Genomic DNA, 16978 nt, shown 5'->3' with positions numbered 1-16978 from the left:
ACGGACGCCCCGGCACATAATGCTGGGGCGTCCGGTGTTTAATTCGCAGGTTCTGCCGCCACCTGCGCATACGACGCAGAAACCCGGCGGTAGACCGGGGCCAGGAAGGCCAGCAGTGCCGCCGCGATCATGATGATCCCGGCCACCAGGAACACCAGGGCGATGCCGCGCGAGGTGCCCTCACCCAGCAGCGGTGCCAGGGCGGCGGCACCGTCCGCGGACCGCGTGTACGGAATGATCCAGAACTGGGCGATGGGGGCGATGACGAACGCCGTGACCGGTGCCGCCGCGGATTCGAAGGCCATGGCGAAGCCGAAGACGCGTCCCTGCCGCTCCAGCGGCACCACCCGCTGGATGACGGTCTGCTCTGCCGCTTCCACGAACGGGACCAGCACCAGGTAGAGCCAGATCCCCAGGATGTAGAGCCACGCCCACTCCCGCAGCGTGAAGACCGCGCCGAGCACCCCCATGGCTGCCACCGCGATCAGCAGGGTCCGCAAAGGGTTGGCGCCGAGCCCGAACTTGCCGATCAGGGCACCGCCGATGATGAACCCTGTGGATCCAACCGCAAAGACAGCACCCCACATCTCCACGGAGAACATCTCCAGCCCGTACGGATCCATCAGTGCCATGTAGACGCCGCCGATGAAGTTGTTGAACGTGGAAAACACGATCAGCGCGAACAACCCCGAGATGGCCAGCACGGCCGTAAATGAGCCCCGAAGGTCAAATCCCCCGTGCGCGTCCGATGCCGCCACGTGCAGCTCCTCCGGCATTCGAAGGGCGAGCAGGTGCGCCGCGGCCAACGCTGTGAGCACCAGCGCGACGGCGATGGTCCACCCCATGCCCAACAACCCGACTGACAGCCCGGACAGCAAAGAGGTGACGATGAACATCAGCCCCTGCACCATCCCCACCAGCCCGTTGGCATTGGCCCGCCGCTCCGGTTCGATGAGGATGGTCACCGTGGTGGACAGGGCGATGTTCCGCAGGTTCTCCACCACGGCGCCGACCAGGATGATCAGGGTGAAGATCCAGAACCACGGCTGCCCCAGGTCGAGAAGGGACGGGGCAGGGGTCAGCAGGAACATCACCCCGGACAGCACGAACATGACCAGGGTGAAGGCGGCGGCGAACCGCATCACGGCCAGCTTCCGGTAACGGTCAACGAAGGTGCCGAAGCTGATGCTGGACAGGGCAATCAGCAGCATGTAGGCGCCGCCCACCACCCCGGTGGCGATCACGTTGCGCGTCTCCAGGTACAGCCAGAACGTGAGCGCGAACCACAGGTAGCTGGTGGTGATGTTGGCCAGCGCGGTGTTGACCAGGATTCCGGCGAAAGTGCGGGAGCGTTCGGCCGGCGTTCGCACGGAGGCCGTGACGCTGTCCGGATCCGCGGCAGCACTGCCCGGTTCCTGCTGGGTCATGCGTCCCAGTGTAGTGAGGTGCTCCGGGGGCCGACAGGGTGGAAACTAGGCTGGTCAGGCAGGAAGGCTTAGCATCGGGAAAGGGACGACCATGGCCGACGGGATGGATGAGGAGATTCTGCACGCCGGGGCGGACCCCCGCCTCCTGTTGTTGTTGGCCTCGATCTTCAGGACTGGTCCGGACGCAACCGTGGAGCTCACCGTCGTGGTTGAGGGCGCAGTCATTTCCGGATCAGTCGTGTCCGAGCACGCGTGGATACGGCGGCAAAATGACCAGGTCCGGATCGGCAGCCCGGCCATCGCCGCCGCCTTGGACGCCTGGGAGCCGGCAGCGGAATGGCACCAGCCTTATCTCCATTTCCTGGGTCCCGAACTGGTTTCAGCGGGAGGCAGGGTGCCGTTGCAGGCCACCAGGGTTGACGTCCGCAAAGTTGCCGCGTGGAGCATCGGCCGGGTCCCGGGCGACTGACACAGACCGGCTACTAGGATCGGAGCATGGCCATTGAGGTGCGTCCGGCCACGGACTTCGAGGACGTCAAAACACTGGTGGGGCCCAAGCGGCCGGACGCCACCGTCTGCTGGTGCCTGAGCTATCGCATACCCTCGAAACAGAACGTGGCGCTGCGGGGCGAAGAGCGCGGGGAACTCGTCAGGCAGCTGGTCACCCAGGATCCGCCTCCAGGCGTTATGGCGTACGACGGCGGCGCACCAGTCGGGTGGGCCGCCGTCCACCCGCGTGCGGACACCAGTTTTGCCCGGAACCGGCGGATCCCCCACGTGGATGAGCAGGACGCCTGGTCGGTGTGGTGCCTTCGCGTCCGGCCCGGTCACCGGGGCAAGGGGATCTCGCACCACCTCCTGGCCGGCGCCGTCGCCATGGCCCGCTCCTATGGGGCGCCCGTGGTCGAGGGCTATCCCGTGGACAACGGCGGCCACAAGGTAGACCTCACCATGGCTTATGTGGGAACCCGCAAGCTTTTCGAGGATGCAGGCTTCACCAAGGCGGCGGACACAACCTCAGTGCTCAACGGCTTCCCCCGGGTGCTGATGCGGCTGCAGCTGGCATGACCGGGCAGCCCGGAACTACAGCCCACCGGTGACACCGCAGCTTTGGCGCTACTTCCGGCGCCAGTACTTGCCCCAATCGACTTCCATGGCCCACAACGCAAGCAGCATCGCGTCCATGGTCATGAGTCCCGCCATCAGGTACGACCAGCCCAGCAACAAACTCACAGCAATCTCCTGACTATCCCCCAGCCAATCGATTGCTGCTAAGTGTGGCACCTACAGGGCCGCTACGGAATGCCCTCCGCCCGCAGTCTTTAAAAGGGCCTCAAGCCTGTGGTGCGCCTCGGTCTCCAGCTTGAGCCGGTGGGTGAGCCTTTCCACCTGCCTGGACATGTCCTCCCCCACCTGCAGCCGGTCCCCGGGCCAACTCGAGACCTCCCTCGATTCGGACAGCGCATGCTCGAGTTCCCTGGCAGCGGACCGCACTTTCCGGGAGTGGAAGAGGACGCGAAGCAGCGCCCTGGCTTTGTCCATCCCGTTCCTCTTAACGTGTTCCATTGGCTTCCCCGCCTTCCGCAAGCCGTACAGCTTCCGTGCGGATCGTCGTCGTACCCTGTTACCTGGAAAGCTGCTGTGTTTCTTCGAGTGTGACCGGCCTTCCTCAACGTCACGGCAAGCAGATGCCAAGATTTACGCAAGATCTGCTGAGCCAAGTCGTTTGGCCGCTTGACAGTGCCGTCCCGCCTGCTCTTGAATATTACGTATGCTGAAATAACAGTTCCATGATGCGGAAGCCAGCGGTAGGTGCGCAGGCGCCGGGCACTCCGGCATCCGCATAGCCGTCACCATGGATGCCAGCATGACCTCAAGGATTACGACCAGCATGAAGCTTGCCGAATTCAACATCGTGGACCAGGCCGCAGCCCATGCCGCCCTCCGGCCGTGCATCGACATCAGCCGCTGGGTGGAGGCGGTGGCCGGGGCACGCCCGTTCTCCAGCCGGGACGAGCTCCTGGATTTCGCTGCGCAGGCAGCCAACCCCTTCACTCCCGGCGAGGTGGAAGCCGCCATGGCCCACCACCCCCGGATCGGGGAACGCCCGACGGCGGCCAGCACCGAGGCGTCCATGTCCCGTTCGGAGCAGGCCGGGGTGGACCCCGCGGACGCGGATGCCGCGGAGGCGCTGGCGCGCGGGAACCGGGATTACGAGGAGAAGTTCGGCCGCGTGTTCCTGATCCGGGCAGCCGGACGCAGCGCGCAGGACATCCTGGCGGCCCTGAACCAGCGGCTCTCCAACTCCCCTGAGCAAGAAGACAGGATCGTGGCCCAGCAGCTGCGCGAAATCGCCGTACTGCGGCTCGAAGGACTGATCAGCGAATGAGCGTCTCCCACGTGACAACCCACATCCTCGACACCGGTGCCGGACGCCCGGCGGCAGGGGTCGCCGTCGTCCTGTCACGGAACGACGCCGGCACCTGGCGTGAGCTGGCAACTTCCAGCACCGACGCCGACGGCCGGGCCAAGGACCTGGGGCCGGAACAGCTGGAACCCGGGCATTACAAACTGAACTTTGCCACCGGCGCCTACTATGCGGGCCTGCAGACGCAGACGTTTTTCCCGGAAGTGGACCTGGTTTTCGAGGTTACCGGGCCCGAGCACTACCACGTTCCGCTGCTCCTGAGCCCGTTCGCCTACTCCACCTACCGCGGCAGCTAGCAGGTCATCCCGGGCTTCCGCAGCTCCACCCCCGTGCCCTAATGTCACGGCCATCACAGTAACCGGCATAGGATCAGGAAGTATGGCTCCTAAAAATGAACCGGAAATCGATACCGAGGCCGAGGGCGGCCAGTCCGGCGGGGTCCAGTCCGTTGAGCGCGCGCTGACCGTCCTGGAGATCCTGGCACGGGAGGGACATGCGGGCGTGAGCGAAATAGCCGAGGAAATGGGGATCCACAAGTCCACCGTGTCCCGGCTGATGGGTTCGCTGGTCACCCGCGAGATGGTCCATCAGAACAGTGAACGGGGCAAGTACCAGCTCGGTTTTGGAATCCTGCGCCTGGCCAGCTCCATACCCGGCCGCCTGAGCCTGGTCCGCGAGGCAAGGCCCGTCCTGGAGAGCCTGGCGGAAGAGTTCAAGGAAACCGTTAACCTGGCTGTCCTGCGCTCCAACTACGCCGTGAATGTGGACCAGGCCATGGGCCCCTCCACCCTGGCCACCTACGACTGGGTAGGAAGCCTGACCCCGCTGCACGCTACCTCCAGCGGCAAGGTCCTCCTGGCGGCGCTGGAGGCGGACGACCGTGAGCGGATCCTGAAGGAGACGGGCCTGGCTGCCCGCACCGCCCGCACGATAACCTCCCGCAAGGAGCTGGACGCCCAGCTGCTCGAGGTAGCGGCCAAGGGGTACGCGGTGGTGCGGGAGGAGTTCGAGATCGGCCTTAATGCCGTGGCCGTGCCCGTCTTTAACCACCAGGGCGTCGTGATCGGTGCCCTCAGCATTTCCGGGCCGGCATTCCGGTTCGACCCCGAGAAGATCCCGGGCCTGCTGGAAACCCTCAAGGACGCCGGACTCAAGGTCAGCGCCAACATGGGTTACACACGGCGCTGATAGCCCCCCAGAGTCACTTGGGTTTGGACGACACATTGCGCGTCAAGAGGGTTCGCCGTGCATGCCGTCCTTGACTTTGAAAGTGACGTACAGCACTCTTGTTGCTTAGCGCGAACTCTGTTGATCTTTGCGGAACACCTCCCCCATAGGGCTTAAGGCCCTGACACCGCTGGCGCACGCCCAGGCGGCAATTCCTCCCCGGATTGCGCTGCCCGCAGCCAGCACTAAACGCAAGCCCATGGACTAGCCAAAGGATCCGCTTTCATGGCCATAAACAGTGATCTAAGTTCCGCCAAGCCAAAAGTGCCGCCTTCAGAGGACGTTCCCCCCGAGCCATTGGACACCTATCAAGAGGAAGGGACGACGACCCTTCCCACAGTCAACGAACACGAGCAGATCCTGGAGGAACTGCGGCAGAGCAACAGGGAGCAGGCCGTCTCCCAGCGCCGCAACCGGAAGCTGACGCTGGACAAGGCGACGTTCGGCATAACAGGTGCCATCGCGCTGGCGTTCGTGGCGTGGGGGTTCCTCGACAAGGACGGCCTGGCCACCACTTCAAAGGATGCCCTGGACTGGGTCATGGAGTACACAGGCTGGCTCTTCATGGTCCTCGCGTCCCTGTTCGTCGTCTTCGTCCTGTGGTTGGCCCTGGGCAAGTTCGGCAACATTCCGCTCGGCAAGGACGGCGAGAAACCCGAATTCCGCACGGTGTCATGGATCGCCATGATGTTCGCCGCCGGAATGGGCATCGGCCTGATGTTCTATGGAGTGGCCGAGCCGCTGTACCACTTCGTCTCTCCCCCGCCCGGAACCGTTGACGGCCGCACCCCCGCAGCCATCCAGACGGCCATGGCCACCTCGATCTTCCACTGGACCCTGCACCCCTGGGCCATGTACGCGGTGGTCGGCATAGCCATGGCCTACGGCACCTACCGGCTGGGCCGCAGGCAACTGATCTCCGCTGCCTTCACCTCGCTGTTCGGCATCAGGACCGTAGAGGGGCCGGTGGGCAAGGTCATCAACATCCTGGCCATCTTCGCCACACTCTTCGGCACCGCCGCGTCACTGGGCCTCGGCGCCCTTCAGATTGGCAGCGGCTTCACCTCCAATGGGTGGACAGGCGAGATCGGAACTCCCGTGCTCGTGGGCATCGTGGCGATCCTGACAGCGTGCTTCATCGCGTCCGCCGTGTCCGGCATCAGCCGCGGGATACAGTGGCTGTCCAACGTCAACATGGTACTTGCGGTGGTCCTCGCCGTCATCGTGTTCGTGGCCGGCCCCACCCTCTTCATCCTCAACCTCATCCCCTCGGCGGTCGGCGACTACCTGAGGGACCTCGCGGAAATGTCGTCCCGGACCGAAGCGGTGGGCGATGAAGCCCTGCGCACCTGGATGTCCGGCTGGACCATCTTCTACTGGGCCTGGTGGATTTCATGGACGCCCTTCGTGGGCATGTTCATCGCCCGGATCAGCCGCGGCCGGACCATCCGGCAGTTCGTCACGGGCGTCCTGCTGGTCCCCAGCATTGTCAGCGTGATCTGGTTCGGCATCTTTGGCGGTACAGCCTTCCACATCCAGCAGGAAGCGGACAAGGCCGGTACGCCCGGCCTGATGACCGTTACCGACGGCAAGGCGACCATCGATTTTGACGGCGCCCTGTTCAACCTGGTGAAGAACCTCCCCTTGCCCGGATGGATGATTGCCGCCGTGATCGTCCTGGCCATGGTCCTGGTGGCGATCTTCTTCATCACCGGCGCCGACTCCGCCTCCCTGATCATGGCGTCGCTGAGCTCCAACGGCAGCTCCGACCCCAGGCGTGCGCTGGTCATTTTCTGGGGTGCCCTTACCGGCGCCGTGGCCGCCGTCATGCTTTTGGCCGGCGGTGACAAGCCTTCTGAGGCGTTGTCGGGCCTGCAGCGGATCACCATCGTCGCGGCACTGCCCTTCGTCATCGTCATGCTGCTGCTCTGCTTCGCCCTCACCAAGGACCTGCGCAGGGACCCCCTTTCCCTGCGCCGCCGGTTGGCGGACTCCGTGGTGGAACGGGCTATCCGCACCGGGGTGGAGCAACACCGGGGTGTCCAGTTTGAGCTTGTAACAAAGCATGAATGTGCCGAAGGGTGCACCCAAGGCGCAAACTGCACCGGCGCAGGTACGGACGTGGAAGAGCCGGAGCCGGAAAGGGCCGCCATGCGGTAGCAAGGTGGAACGCCTGGAGCCCCGGCGCGCACAGCGCCGGGGCTCCATCGTTTATTGCGTGCATTGGGAGCTGCGGCTCCGCGGGCGCCAGGGAGGGCTAAACCCAGATTTGGTAGCCCGATGACTTGTCGAAGATGCGCCGGGTGCTGATGCCCTCGGCGGCTATCCAGAGCACCGAGCCGTCTTCCGCAGCCTGGTCCACCACCCCGCTGGCCACGCGTTCCCCCTGCAACCACACTTCGACGCTGCGGCCGGGCAGTCGCGCCCAGTCGGCCCGGAGGCCGAGAGTCTTTTTCGACGTGCCGCCGCCCTTCCCATCGTGTTCGGGGTCAAGGTGGATGGCATCACGTGGGGCTTCAAGGGTTGCCTGGGAATTCACTGGTCACTCCGATCGGCGGCGCCGTCACCGCTGGAATCCATCACTGATATTTGATTGATATATCAATCTGGATCCGAGTATGGCCCAGGTCACACTGCATGTCAACGGCGCCCCGGCCCCCGTGGCACTAGGCCTTGAAAAGTGCCTCCCGGACCGCGCTTTCGAACCCGCTCACGTGGACGCGGGCAAGCTCCGCTGCCCGCTCCTCATCCCCGTCGATGACGGCGCGGAGCAGATCGAGGTGTTCACGGACATGGTGCGACAGGTCCGGCAGGCGGTCGATGACCATGCACCAAATCCGCGTTGCCAGGTTGTCGTAGCGGATCAGGATGTCTTCCAGGTGCGGGTTGGCAGCAGCGGCGTATATGCCCTGGTGCACCTGGGCATCTAGCTGGAGCGTTTCGGTCACGGTTGCCGCGGACACGTCGAACGCCTCAACCTTTTCGAGCGTGGCACGCAGCCCGTCGCGGACCGCAGGGGAAGCCACCCGTGCGGCACGCGCCGCTGCTAGGGGCTCAAGCTGGGCGCGGATCTCCGAAATAAAGGAAAGGTCGGTCACGTCCACCCGGGTAGCGAAGGTGCCACGGCGCGGGTAGGTCTTCACCAGCCGGTCCAGCTCCAGCCGCTTCAGGGCTTCGCGCACCGGAGTCCGCCCCACCCCTAGGTTCTTGGCCAGGAGCTCGTCATTCAGCAGCTCGCCGGGTTTGATTTCAAGGGTCAGCAACCAGTCGCGGATGCTCTCATAGGCGACGTCGGCCAGGGACTTCCGCCCCATATCCTCCGCCACCGCCAAAGCTTCGAATGCCATGCTGAGCCCCTTCTTCCCAACCAGAAAAAACTATTGACCTCGCCTATGGACCAGTATACGCTGGCATCCAATCTAATATATCAGTCCGTCGCTTTTGAATATATCTAGAAGGAGAAGGGTATGACCCTCATCGAAGCAGCCTCAGCAACCGTCACCCTGCCGGCGCTCAAGGAAGAGCAGGCGCAGAAGTTCGTGCTGACCCTTTCCTGCAAGGAGCAAGCAGGAATTGTGCAAGCCGTAACCACATTCCTGTTCGAGCGTGGCTTCAACATCGACGAGCACCAGCAGTTCGACGACAGCCTGCGGGAGACACTTCACCTGCGCACCGCATTCTCCGGCTCGCCCAACTACACGCCCGCCATGCTCGAGGAAGAGTTCGCAGGTATCGCCGGCCGGTTCGACATGAAGTTCAGCTTCCACGACCAGACCCCCAAGCGCGTCCTGGTCATGGTGTCCAAGTTCGGCCACTGCCTCAACGACCTCATCTTCCGCTGGCGGGGCGGCAGCCTTGGCGGTGAACTGGTGGCAGTCGTTTCCAACCACGAGACCCACCGTGCGATGGCGGAAGCCGCCGGGCTGCCCTTCATCTACGTCCCCGTCACCCCGGATACGAAGGCCGCCGCTGAGCGCCGGCTGCTGGAACTGGTGGATGAGTACGAGGCCGACCTCGTGGTCCTGGCCCGTTACATGCAGGTGCTCTCGGACGACCTCTGCCGGGCGCTGGAGGGGCGGGCCATCAACATCCACCACTCCTTCCTCCCCGGATTCAAGGGAGCACGCCCCTACCACCAGGCCTACGACCGCGGAGTCAAGCTGGTGGGCGCCACCGCCCACTACGTCACCGCCGACCTGGACGAGGGGCCGATCATCGAGCAGGAAGTCATCCGGGTGGACCACACCTATGGCCCGGCGCAACTGTCCACCGTGGGCCAGGACGCCGAGGCACTGGCCCTCTCCCGCGCCGTCCGCTGGCACTGCCAGCACCGCGTGCTGAAGGACCAGACCAGCACCGTGGTGTTCCGGTAAGCACCCCCGTCCGCAGACATAACTCGTAAAGCAGCAGGAGAGACCCCCTTGGAATCGTCACCACGCATTGTCATCATCGGAGCCGGCATCGTCGGCACCAACCTGGCGGATGAACTTGTCACCCGGGGCTGGAACAACATCACCGTCCTGGACCAGGGACCCCTCAACATGCCGGGTGGCTCCACGTCCCACGCCCCCGGCCTGGTCTTCCAGACCAACCCCTCAAAGTCCATGGCCCTGTTCGCCAAGTACACGGTGGAGAAGCTGCTGTCCCTCACCGAAGGCGGCGTCAGCTGCTTCAACCAGGTGGGCGGCCTGGAAGTTGCCACCACCGAAACCCGCCTCGCGGACCTGAAGCGCAAGCTCGGCTACGCGCAGGCATGGGGCATCGAAGGCTCCATCCTGTCCCCGGCCGAATGCAAGGAGCTCTACCCGCTCATCAACGACGAGGACATCCTCGGCGGCCTCCACGTTCCCAGCGACGGCCTCGCTTTGGCCGCCCGCGCCGTCCAGCTGCTGATCAAGCGCACCGAGGCGGCCGGCGTGAAGTACATCGGCAACACCGAAGTCACCGGCATTGAACAGTCCGGCCGCCGGGTCACCGGGGTCCAGACGCCCGACGGCGTGATCCCAGCAGACATCGTGGTCTCCTGCGCCGGCTTCTGGGGCGCAAAGGTCGGCGAGCTGATCGGCATGTCCGTGCCGCTGCTGCCCCTGGCGCACCAGTACGTCAAGACCACCCCAGTGCCCGCGCAACAAGGCAAGAACGAACTGCCCAACGGCGCTTCGCTGCCCATCCTGCGCCACCAGGACCAGGACCTCTACTACCGCGAACACGGCGACCGCTACGGCATCGGCTCCTACGCCCACAAGCCCATGCCCGTGGACCTGGACGAACTCGGCAGCTTCAAGCCGAACGAGATCAGCGAGCACAACATGCCCTCCCGCCTCGACTTCACCCTCGAGGACTTCCTCCCCGCATGGGAGGCCACCAAGCAGATCCTGCCGGCCCTGCGCGAAAGCGAAATCGAGGACGGCTTCAACGGCATCTTCTCCTTCACCCCCGACGGCGGCTCCCTCGTTGGCGAATCCAAGGAACTCGACGGCTTCTTCGTCGCCGAAGCCGTCTGGGTCACCCACTCTGCCGGCATCGCCCGCGCCGTCGCCGAACTCCTCGTGGACGGCAAGTCCTCCATCGACCTGGGCGACTGCGACATCCACCGCTTCGAGGACGTGCAGCTGACCGCCGAATACGTCAGCGAAACCTCGCAGCAGAACTTCGTGGAGATCTACGACGTCCTGCATCCGCTGCAGCCCAAGCTCTCCCCGCGCAACCTGCGCGTGTCCCCCTTCCACGCCCGGCACAAGGAACTCGGCGGCTTCTTCCTCGAAGGCGCCGGCTGGGAACGGCCCTACTGGTTCGAGGCCAACGCCGAACTGCTCAAAGAAATGCCCGCGGAATGGCAGCCGCCGGCCCGCGATGCCTGGTCCGGCATGTTCAGCTCCCCGATTGCCGCGGCCGAGGCATGGAAGACGCGCACCGCCGTCGCCATGTACGACATGACACCGCTCAAGCGCCTCGAAATCTCCGGACCCGGCGCCCTGAAGCTGCTGCAGGAACTCACCACCGCGGAAATGAACAAGAAGCCCGGAGCCGTCACCTACACGCTCCTGCTGGACGAACAGGGCGGGGTCCGAAGCGACATCACCGTGGCGCGCCTGGACGAGCAGACCTTCCAGCTCGGCGCCAACGGCAACATCGACACCGCCTACTTCGACCGGGCAGCCCGGCACCAGACAGCAAGCGGCAGCGCCGAAGACTGGGTCCAGGTCCGGGACACCACCGGCGGCACCTGCTGCATCGGCCTCTGGGGCCCGCTGGCCCGTGAGGTTGTCGGCGCGGTCAGCAGCGACGACTTCACCAACGACGGCCTGAAGTACTTCCGGTCAAAGAACGTCGTCATCGGTGGAGTCCCGGTCACCGCCATGCGCCTGTCCTACGTCGGCGAACTGGGCTGGGAGCTGTACACCAGCGCCGACAACGGCCAGCGCCTCTGGGACGCCCTGTGGAAGGCCGGCCAGCCGTTCGGCATCATCGCCGCCGGCCGGGCAGCCTTCAGCTCGCTCCGCCTGGAAAAGGGCTACCGCTCCTGGGGCACGGACATGACCACCGAGCACGACCCCTTCGAGGCCGGCCTCGGCTTCGCGGTGAAGATGGCCAAGGAGAACTTCGTCGGAAAGGCAGCCCTGGAGGGACGCACCGAAGAAAACTCCGGACGCCGCCTGCGGTGCCTCACGGTCGACGACGGCCGCAGCCTGGCGCTGGGCAAGGAACCGGTGTTCTACAAGGACCAGGCAGTCGGCTACGTCACCAGCGCGGCCTACGGCTACACGGTTAAAAAGCCGATCGCCTACTCCTACCTGCCCGCCGAGGTCTCCATCGGTGACTCCGTGGAGATCGAGTACTTCGGCCGCCGCATCGTGGCCACGGTGACCCAGGACCCGCTCTACGACCCCACCATGTCCCGGCTGCGCGGCTAGCACCATGATCAGTTCAGAGACAGTCAGCAGCTACCTCACCCGGTTGGCCGCAAAGCAGCCGACGCCGGGCGGTGGTGCCGCCGCGGCCCTGCACGCGGCCCAGGGCGCAGCCCTGGTCGCCATGGTGGCGCGGTACACCACTGGCGCCAAATACGAACAGCACGCACCGCTGGTGCAGCGCATCACCCAGGCTGCGGACGACCTTGTCGCCGAGGCACTGAGCCTGGCTGAAGCGGATGAACAGGCCTTCCAGGCAGTCATCGACTCCTACAAGCTCCCGTCCGGCACCGATGACCTCAAGGCCGCCCGGGGGGCCGGGATCCAGTCCGCCCTCATCCAGGCGGCACAGACCCCTGCCCGGCTCGTCAAGCTGTCGGGCGGCATCGTGGACCTTGCCACCGAACTGTTCGACGTCGCCAACGCCAACGTCATCAGCGACGTTGCGGCGGCCGCTGACGCCGCCCGCGCAGCTGCCACCACGGCGCGCGTCAACATCGACATCAACGTCGTGGCGGTCAAGGATCCGGAGGCACGCGCGCTGCTTGCCCAGCAGACGGATGGCATTGAGGAAAAGGTGGTCCTGGCGGCAGATGCCCTCTCGGCCCGCGTTCGCGAAAGGATCCTGGGTTGAGTACATCAATACTTTCCGGAAAGCCTTTGGCCGCTTTGTTCCAGCAGGAGGTCCAGGAGCAGGTCCGGTCGCTTGGACTGGACGGCGTCCGCCCGGTCGTGGCGGTGGTCATGGCGACCGCCGATGAATCAACGCGCTGGTACGTCCGCTCGATCGAGCGGGCAGCGGAGCGCGCCGGTGTCGGCTGCCGGATCATCGACCTGGGCCATGAGGCAACGGAACCGGCGCTGGCCAGCGTACTGCGGGACCTGAGCGCCGACCCGTCCGTGAACGGCATCATCCTGCAAACCCCGCTGCCCGCGGGGGTCCGGACCGACAACCTGGTGGGCCTCATCACCCCGGAAAAGGACATTGACGGCGCCAATCCGCTGAGCCTGGGACGCCTGGCCGTCGGCCAGCCGGCCTTTGCTCCCGCCACCGCCCGCTCGGTCGTGGAAATCCTTGACCACTACCAGGTTCCCGTCGCAGGCAAGGACGTGGTGGTGGTGGGCCGGTCCGCAGTTGTGGGCAAGCCGCTGTCCCTCCTCCTGCTGGCACGCGATGCCGCCGTGACGGTCTGCCATTCCAGGTCGGGCCCGCTGGAGCGCTACACGAAGGATGCCGACGTCGTGGTGGTCGCAGCCGGCCGCGCCGGGCTGCTGACCGGCAGCCACGTCTCCTCCCGGACGGTAGTGGTCGACGTCGGCACGAACGTCCTTGCCGACGGCTCGCTGGTGGGTGATGTGGACGAAGCCAGCGTCACCGGAACCGCAGCGGGACTCACCCCCGTTCCCGGCGGCGTCGGCTCCGTCACCACCGCACTGCTGCTCCTGCACACCGTGGAGGCCTCACGCCGGCAATCATCCTCCCAGCCACTGCCGGCCGAAGCCGCGGAGGCCCAGATCCTGGAAGCCGCGGGCTAGAAAAGGAACAGCGTCAAGCAACGGGTGTCCCGTTTTTCGTAAAAGGTGCTTCGGTGGGCCTAAGACCTGGGGAGGTATTCCTCATCGAAGCACCGTTTTCGGAAAACGGGGCCCCGTAGCCGGCATGTGCCCGTCAATCAACAAGGAGAGGCCCGGATGCCTGCCAATGGACCGACAGCCACCGTTTCCAGGAGTGCAGCCGTGCCCGGCCCCGTCCCGGAACGGGGATGCATACCGTGGTCCGAAGCGCGCCATGTCGCCTTCGGCTCGGCCAATACGCTCCCGCCTGTGGCCGTCCCGCTCGCTGAATCCATTGGGCGGACCTTGAGCCGGGACGTCACCGCACTCCAGGACCTGCCGCACTATGCCTCGTCCGCGATGGACGGGTGGGCGGTGAACGGACCCGGCCCCTGGCTGCTGGCCGGATCCGGCCAACACAACTCCCTGCCCCGTGAAGGCAACAGATTTTTACCTGCAAACAGTGCCGCCGTGATTGCCACCGGCGGCCTGGTACCGCACGGCGCCGATGCCGTCCTGCGGAAGGAAAGCGGCCTGGCTGCACGGGACACCAACGGCAACCACGTCCTGAGACTCCGCCCGGAGGCGAAGGCCGGCGAGCCGCGCAGCGGCCAACACATCCGTCCCGCCGGGCAGGAAGCCCGGTCAGGGGACGTACTCATACCCGCCGGCACTGTCCTTAATCCCGCTCAGGTGGCCCTGGCTGCGGCGGCAGGGCACGACACTGTGCAGGTCCGCGCCCGGCCCGCTGTCGCCGTCGTACTCACCGGGGCTGAAGTGGTGACGCAGGGCGTCCCGGCCCCCGGGCAGGTCCGTGACACCTTTGGCCCGCAGCTCGGAAACGTCGTTTCCCTCCTGGGTGGCAGTGCCGGCAGTCCGCAGAGAATCGGTGACTCGTTCGGCAGCTGGCTGGATGCCCTGGACAGCCCCGTCCTGCCCGCCGGCAGGGCAGACGTCATCATCACCACCGGGGGTACCGGCAAATCCGGGACGGACCATTTCCGTGCCGCCATCGACGCCCTGGGCGGACAGCTGCTGGTAGACGGCATCGCGATGCGCCCCGGGCATCCAGCCGTGCTCTCCGGGCTTCCCGACGGGCGGTTCGTGATCGGTCTTCCGGGCAATCCCCTGGCGGCCGTAATGGCCCTGCTCACTATCGGCGCACCCCTGATCGCCTCGCTCGGGGGCACCCAGCTGCCTCCGTTGCAGCTCGTAATGTCCGGCTGCGACCTTGAAGGCGATCCGGGAAGGACACGCCTGGTCCCCTGCCGGTTCCTGTCCGGCCTGGCGTTCCCGGTCCAGCACACCGGCCCCGGGATGATGCGCGGGCTTGCCTGGGCTGAAGCGGTCATGGCTGTTCCTCCCCAGGGCGTTGACTCCGGGGGACCCGTTACCGTGCTCCCGCTTCCGTGGGCAGCACAACCAGGTACCGCAAGGACACCCGGGGCGGAGGCCACCATCCCACCCTGACGCAGATGTTTGCCCGGGGCTACCCCCTCACCAGGCACTCGGTACGGCGGAGGTCTCCCTGTCCCAGCGGCCAGGGCTTTTGGCGTGCCCCGGAGTACCCAGCAGGAACGCCTACATACTTTGCGTTTAGCGGGTCACACTCTTGACATTGAATGTGAGCTGGCGCACGATTTTGTTGCATACAGCGAAGGTTGTTGATCATCACGGAACGAAGCTCACCCGGATATGCTCCTCCCGTCCCCCGGCTCACCCGTGATGACTTTGGGGAACAGACGAACGAATTCATGATGGCCGATCCGAAAGGGGCCCTGGCCCGTGCATCGGCCGCACAACGCTGCCAGCATCCATGCGGCAGCGCCAGATCACCAAAGGAAACTGTCTATGACTATCAGGGATGGCAGCACCATCGATCAAAGCAGCGCGGGGCGCCGGAACCGGGGAACGACGCCGAAGTCTGTCCGTGGGTCCAGGAAACAGCGCTCTGGCGCCTTCAGCGGTTTGCGCTGAAGCCGGAAGGGAACAAATCTCAATGATCAATCCAACCAAGACGACGGGCCCCGTCGACACCTCCTCATCAAAAGAGACCAGCTCCAAGTTCAAACGCCGCTTCATGGTGCGGCTTGTCGCTGTCTTCATCGGCGGGATGTTCCTCGACGGCTACATCCTCGGCATCATCGGCCCCGTCACCGGACCCATGCGGTCAGATCTCCAGCTCGACGCCCTGTCGCTGGGCATGATTGCTGCAGGCCCGCTGGCTGGCATTTTCATCGGCTCCCCGCTGGCCGGGTGGGCTACTGACAAATTCGGCCGCAAGCCCATGTTCCTCGTGGACATGGGCCTGTTCCTGATCGCCTCAGCGGCCCAGTTCTTCGTAACCTCCGGAGACGGCGCCGTGATCCAGCTGGCGCTCATCAGATTCATGATGGGCGTCGCGATCGGCGGCGAGTACTCGATCGGCGGCCCGCTGCTGTCAGAGTTCTCCCCTCCGAAGCTCCGCGGGCGGCTGCTCGGGCTGACCCTGATCGCCTGGTACGTCGGCTTCATGATGGCATTCATCATTGGCACCCTCCTGCACGACGCCGGCACCCCCTGGCGCCTTGTCATCGGCACGAGCACGATACTGGCCTTCGTTCTGTTCATCGCGCGCATAGGCCTCCCCGAATCGCCGAGCTGGCTCATCACGAAGGGACGGCGTGAGGAAGCACTCGCGATCGCCCACAAATACGTCGAATCGCCACAGATGCACGACAGCATCACCGAGGAGATCGACCTGAGGATGATCCAGGAGGCCCAAGCCGCGAAGGGCAGGACCAAAATCAAGAACGCCTCCTTTGGAATGTTGTTCTCGAGGGAGCACTGGCGGACCACCCTGTTCACCGCGGGTTTCTGGTTCTGCGCGGTCACCCCGTACTTTGCGATCGCGACCTTCGCCGACGACGTGCTCAGCCAATTCGGCTTCGGCGGCGGCTGGGCCGGTGGAGTCGGCCTGTCCGCACTTGCGGCCGCGGGTGTTGTCACCACCGTGCTTCTGATCGACAAGCTGGGCCGCCGGATCCTCACCGTGCCCGGACAGTGGCTCTGCGCAGGCATCCTGCTGGTCATCGGCGTATGGGCGGACGCACCAGCGATCCTCGTCCTCGCCCTGTTCCTCGCGTTCTCCTTCTTCAACGCCGGCTACACCACATTGACCCAGGTCTATCCGGCCGAGGTATTCCCCGCCCCCCTGCGCGGCATCGGCATGGGCTTCGCCGCGGCTTTCAGCCGCATCGGAGCCGCACTCGGCACCTTCGCCCTGCCGTGGGCAATCAGCAACATCGGCCTGGGCCCAAGCATGGTCGTGGCCGCCATCGTTGCATTGCTCGGTGCAGTCCTCTCGCAATGGCTCGCGCCTGAGACGAAGGGACGCACCCTCGCCGAGATCTCTGCAGACGTTTCCCACTGACACCGGGACCGGACGGCCT

General features: G+C 65.3%; 16 protein-coding genes. 12 read left to right on the top strand and 4 right to left on the bottom strand.

The genetic code is table 11. The features are described from left to right. Positions 1–38 precede the first annotated feature (38 nt). Positions 39–1427 carry an MFS transporter gene (locus tag ACTHQS_RS06440; protein WP_440167129.1) on the bottom strand — a complete coding sequence of 463 codons (1389 nt, stop codon included), beginning with the start codon at positions 1425–1427 and terminating at the stop codon, positions 39–41. A gap of 91 nt (positions 1428–1518) precedes the next feature. On the opposite strand from ACTHQS_RS06440, the gene ACTHQS_RS06435 reads away from it, so the two are divergent. Together ACTHQS_RS06435 and ACTHQS_RS06430 are read left to right on the top strand one after the other, a co-directional pair. Next, the gene (locus tag ACTHQS_RS06435) at positions 1519–1896 is read left to right on the top strand and encodes a hypothetical protein (protein WP_440167126.1); all 378 of its coding nucleotides are present in this window, start codon (positions 1519–1521) and stop codon (positions 1894–1896) included. Between the two features lie 26 nt (positions 1897–1922). Further along, positions 1923–2495, top strand: a complete 573-nt coding sequence (locus ACTHQS_RS06430; RefSeq protein WP_440167124.1) for a GNAT family N-acetyltransferase — start codon at positions 1923–1925, stop codon at positions 2493–2495. Between the two features lie 216 nt (positions 2496–2711). On the opposite strand, the gene ACTHQS_RS06425 is transcribed toward ACTHQS_RS06430, so the two are convergent. Next, the gene (locus ACTHQS_RS06425; RefSeq protein ID WP_440167122.1) at positions 2712–2993 is read right to left on the bottom strand and encodes a hypothetical protein; all 282 of its coding nucleotides are present in this window, start codon (positions 2991–2993) and stop codon (positions 2712–2714) included. Between the two features lie 325 nt (positions 2994–3318). Here ACTHQS_RS06425 and uraD point away from each other — a divergent pair, with 325 nt between their 5' ends. From uraD to ACTHQS_RS06405, 4 genes are all read left to right on the top strand, one after another. Continuing rightward, complete coding sequence (gene uraD, locus ACTHQS_RS06420; RefSeq protein ID WP_440167118.1) at positions 3319–3816, top strand: 2-oxo-4-hydroxy-4-carboxy-5-ureidoimidazoline decarboxylase; 498 nt, start codon at positions 3319–3321, stop codon at positions 3814–3816. Further along, positions 3813–4151, top strand: a complete 339-nt coding sequence (uraH, locus tag ACTHQS_RS06415; protein ID WP_214943066.1) for a hydroxyisourate hydrolase — start codon at positions 3813–3815, stop codon at positions 4149–4151. Before uraD ends, uraH begins: the two co-directional genes overlap by 4 nt. 82 nt (positions 4152–4233) lie before the next feature. Beyond that, positions 4234–5043, top strand: coding sequence for an IclR family transcriptional regulator (locus tag ACTHQS_RS06410; protein ID WP_440167116.1), 810 nt, complete (start codon positions 4234–4236; stop codon positions 5041–5043). A 264-nt stretch (positions 5044–5307) separates the two neighbouring features. Beyond that, complete coding sequence (locus tag ACTHQS_RS06405) at positions 5308–7242, top strand: BCCT family transporter (protein WP_440167113.1); 1935 nt, start codon at positions 5308–5310, stop codon at positions 7240–7242. A 97-nt stretch (positions 7243–7339) separates the two neighbouring features. Here the strand turns inward: ACTHQS_RS06405 and ACTHQS_RS06400 are convergent, their stop codons facing one another. After that, positions 7340–7621, bottom strand: coding sequence for a hypothetical protein (locus ACTHQS_RS06400; protein WP_440167110.1), 282 nt, complete (start codon positions 7619–7621; stop codon positions 7340–7342). Positions 7622–7748: 127 nt separating this feature from the next. Next, a complete protein-coding gene (locus ACTHQS_RS06395) occupies positions 7749–8429 on the bottom strand; it encodes a GntR family transcriptional regulator (protein ID WP_440167108.1) in 681 nt (226 codons plus the stop codon). 120 nt (positions 8430–8549) lie between these two features. Between ACTHQS_RS06395 and purU the strand changes: the two genes are divergently transcribed. The 6 genes from purU to ACTHQS_RS06365 all read left to right on the top strand — a co-directional run bounded on the left by purU (position 8550) and on the right by ACTHQS_RS06365 (position 16959). Continuing rightward, a complete protein-coding gene (purU, locus tag ACTHQS_RS06390; RefSeq protein WP_440167106.1) occupies positions 8550–9455 on the top strand; it encodes a formyltetrahydrofolate deformylase in 906 nt (301 codons plus the stop codon). Between the two features lie 48 nt (positions 9456–9503). Continuing rightward, a complete protein-coding gene (locus ACTHQS_RS06385; RefSeq protein ID WP_440167105.1) occupies positions 9504–11996 on the top strand; it encodes a GcvT family protein in 2493 nt (830 codons plus the stop codon). A gap of 4 nt (positions 11997–12000) precedes the next feature. Beyond that, positions 12001–12627, top strand: coding sequence for a cyclodeaminase/cyclohydrolase family protein (locus ACTHQS_RS06380; protein ID WP_440167103.1), 627 nt, complete (start codon positions 12001–12003; stop codon positions 12625–12627). Then, positions 12624–13529 carry a bifunctional 5,10-methylenetetrahydrofolate dehydrogenase/5,10-methenyltetrahydrofolate cyclohydrolase gene (locus tag ACTHQS_RS06375; RefSeq protein WP_440167101.1) on the top strand — a complete coding sequence of 302 codons (906 nt, stop codon included), beginning with the start codon at positions 12624–12626 and terminating at the stop codon, positions 13527–13529. The genes ACTHQS_RS06380 and ACTHQS_RS06375 overlap by 4 nt, the downstream gene beginning before the upstream one ends. Before the next feature lie 156 nt (positions 13530–13685). After that, positions 13686–15017: a molybdopterin molybdotransferase MoeA gene (locus tag ACTHQS_RS06370; RefSeq protein WP_440167099.1), complete on the top strand. Its 1332-nt coding sequence runs from the start codon at positions 13686–13688 to the stop codon at positions 15015–15017. 529 nt (positions 15018–15546) lie between these two features. After that, positions 15547–16959, top strand: a complete 1413-nt coding sequence (locus tag ACTHQS_RS06365; RefSeq protein ID WP_440167097.1) for an MFS transporter — start codon at positions 15547–15549, stop codon at positions 16957–16959. The last annotated feature ends 19 nt before the right edge of the window (positions 16960–16978 follow it).

The organism is Arthrobacter sp. SAFR-044 (assembly GCF_051965175.1).
Lineage (GTDB): Bacteria > Actinomycetota > Actinomycetes > Actinomycetales > Micrococcaceae > Arthrobacter.
Note: the sequence above shows the minus strand (reverse complement) of the source record. Positions and strands in the feature narration are given on the sequence as shown.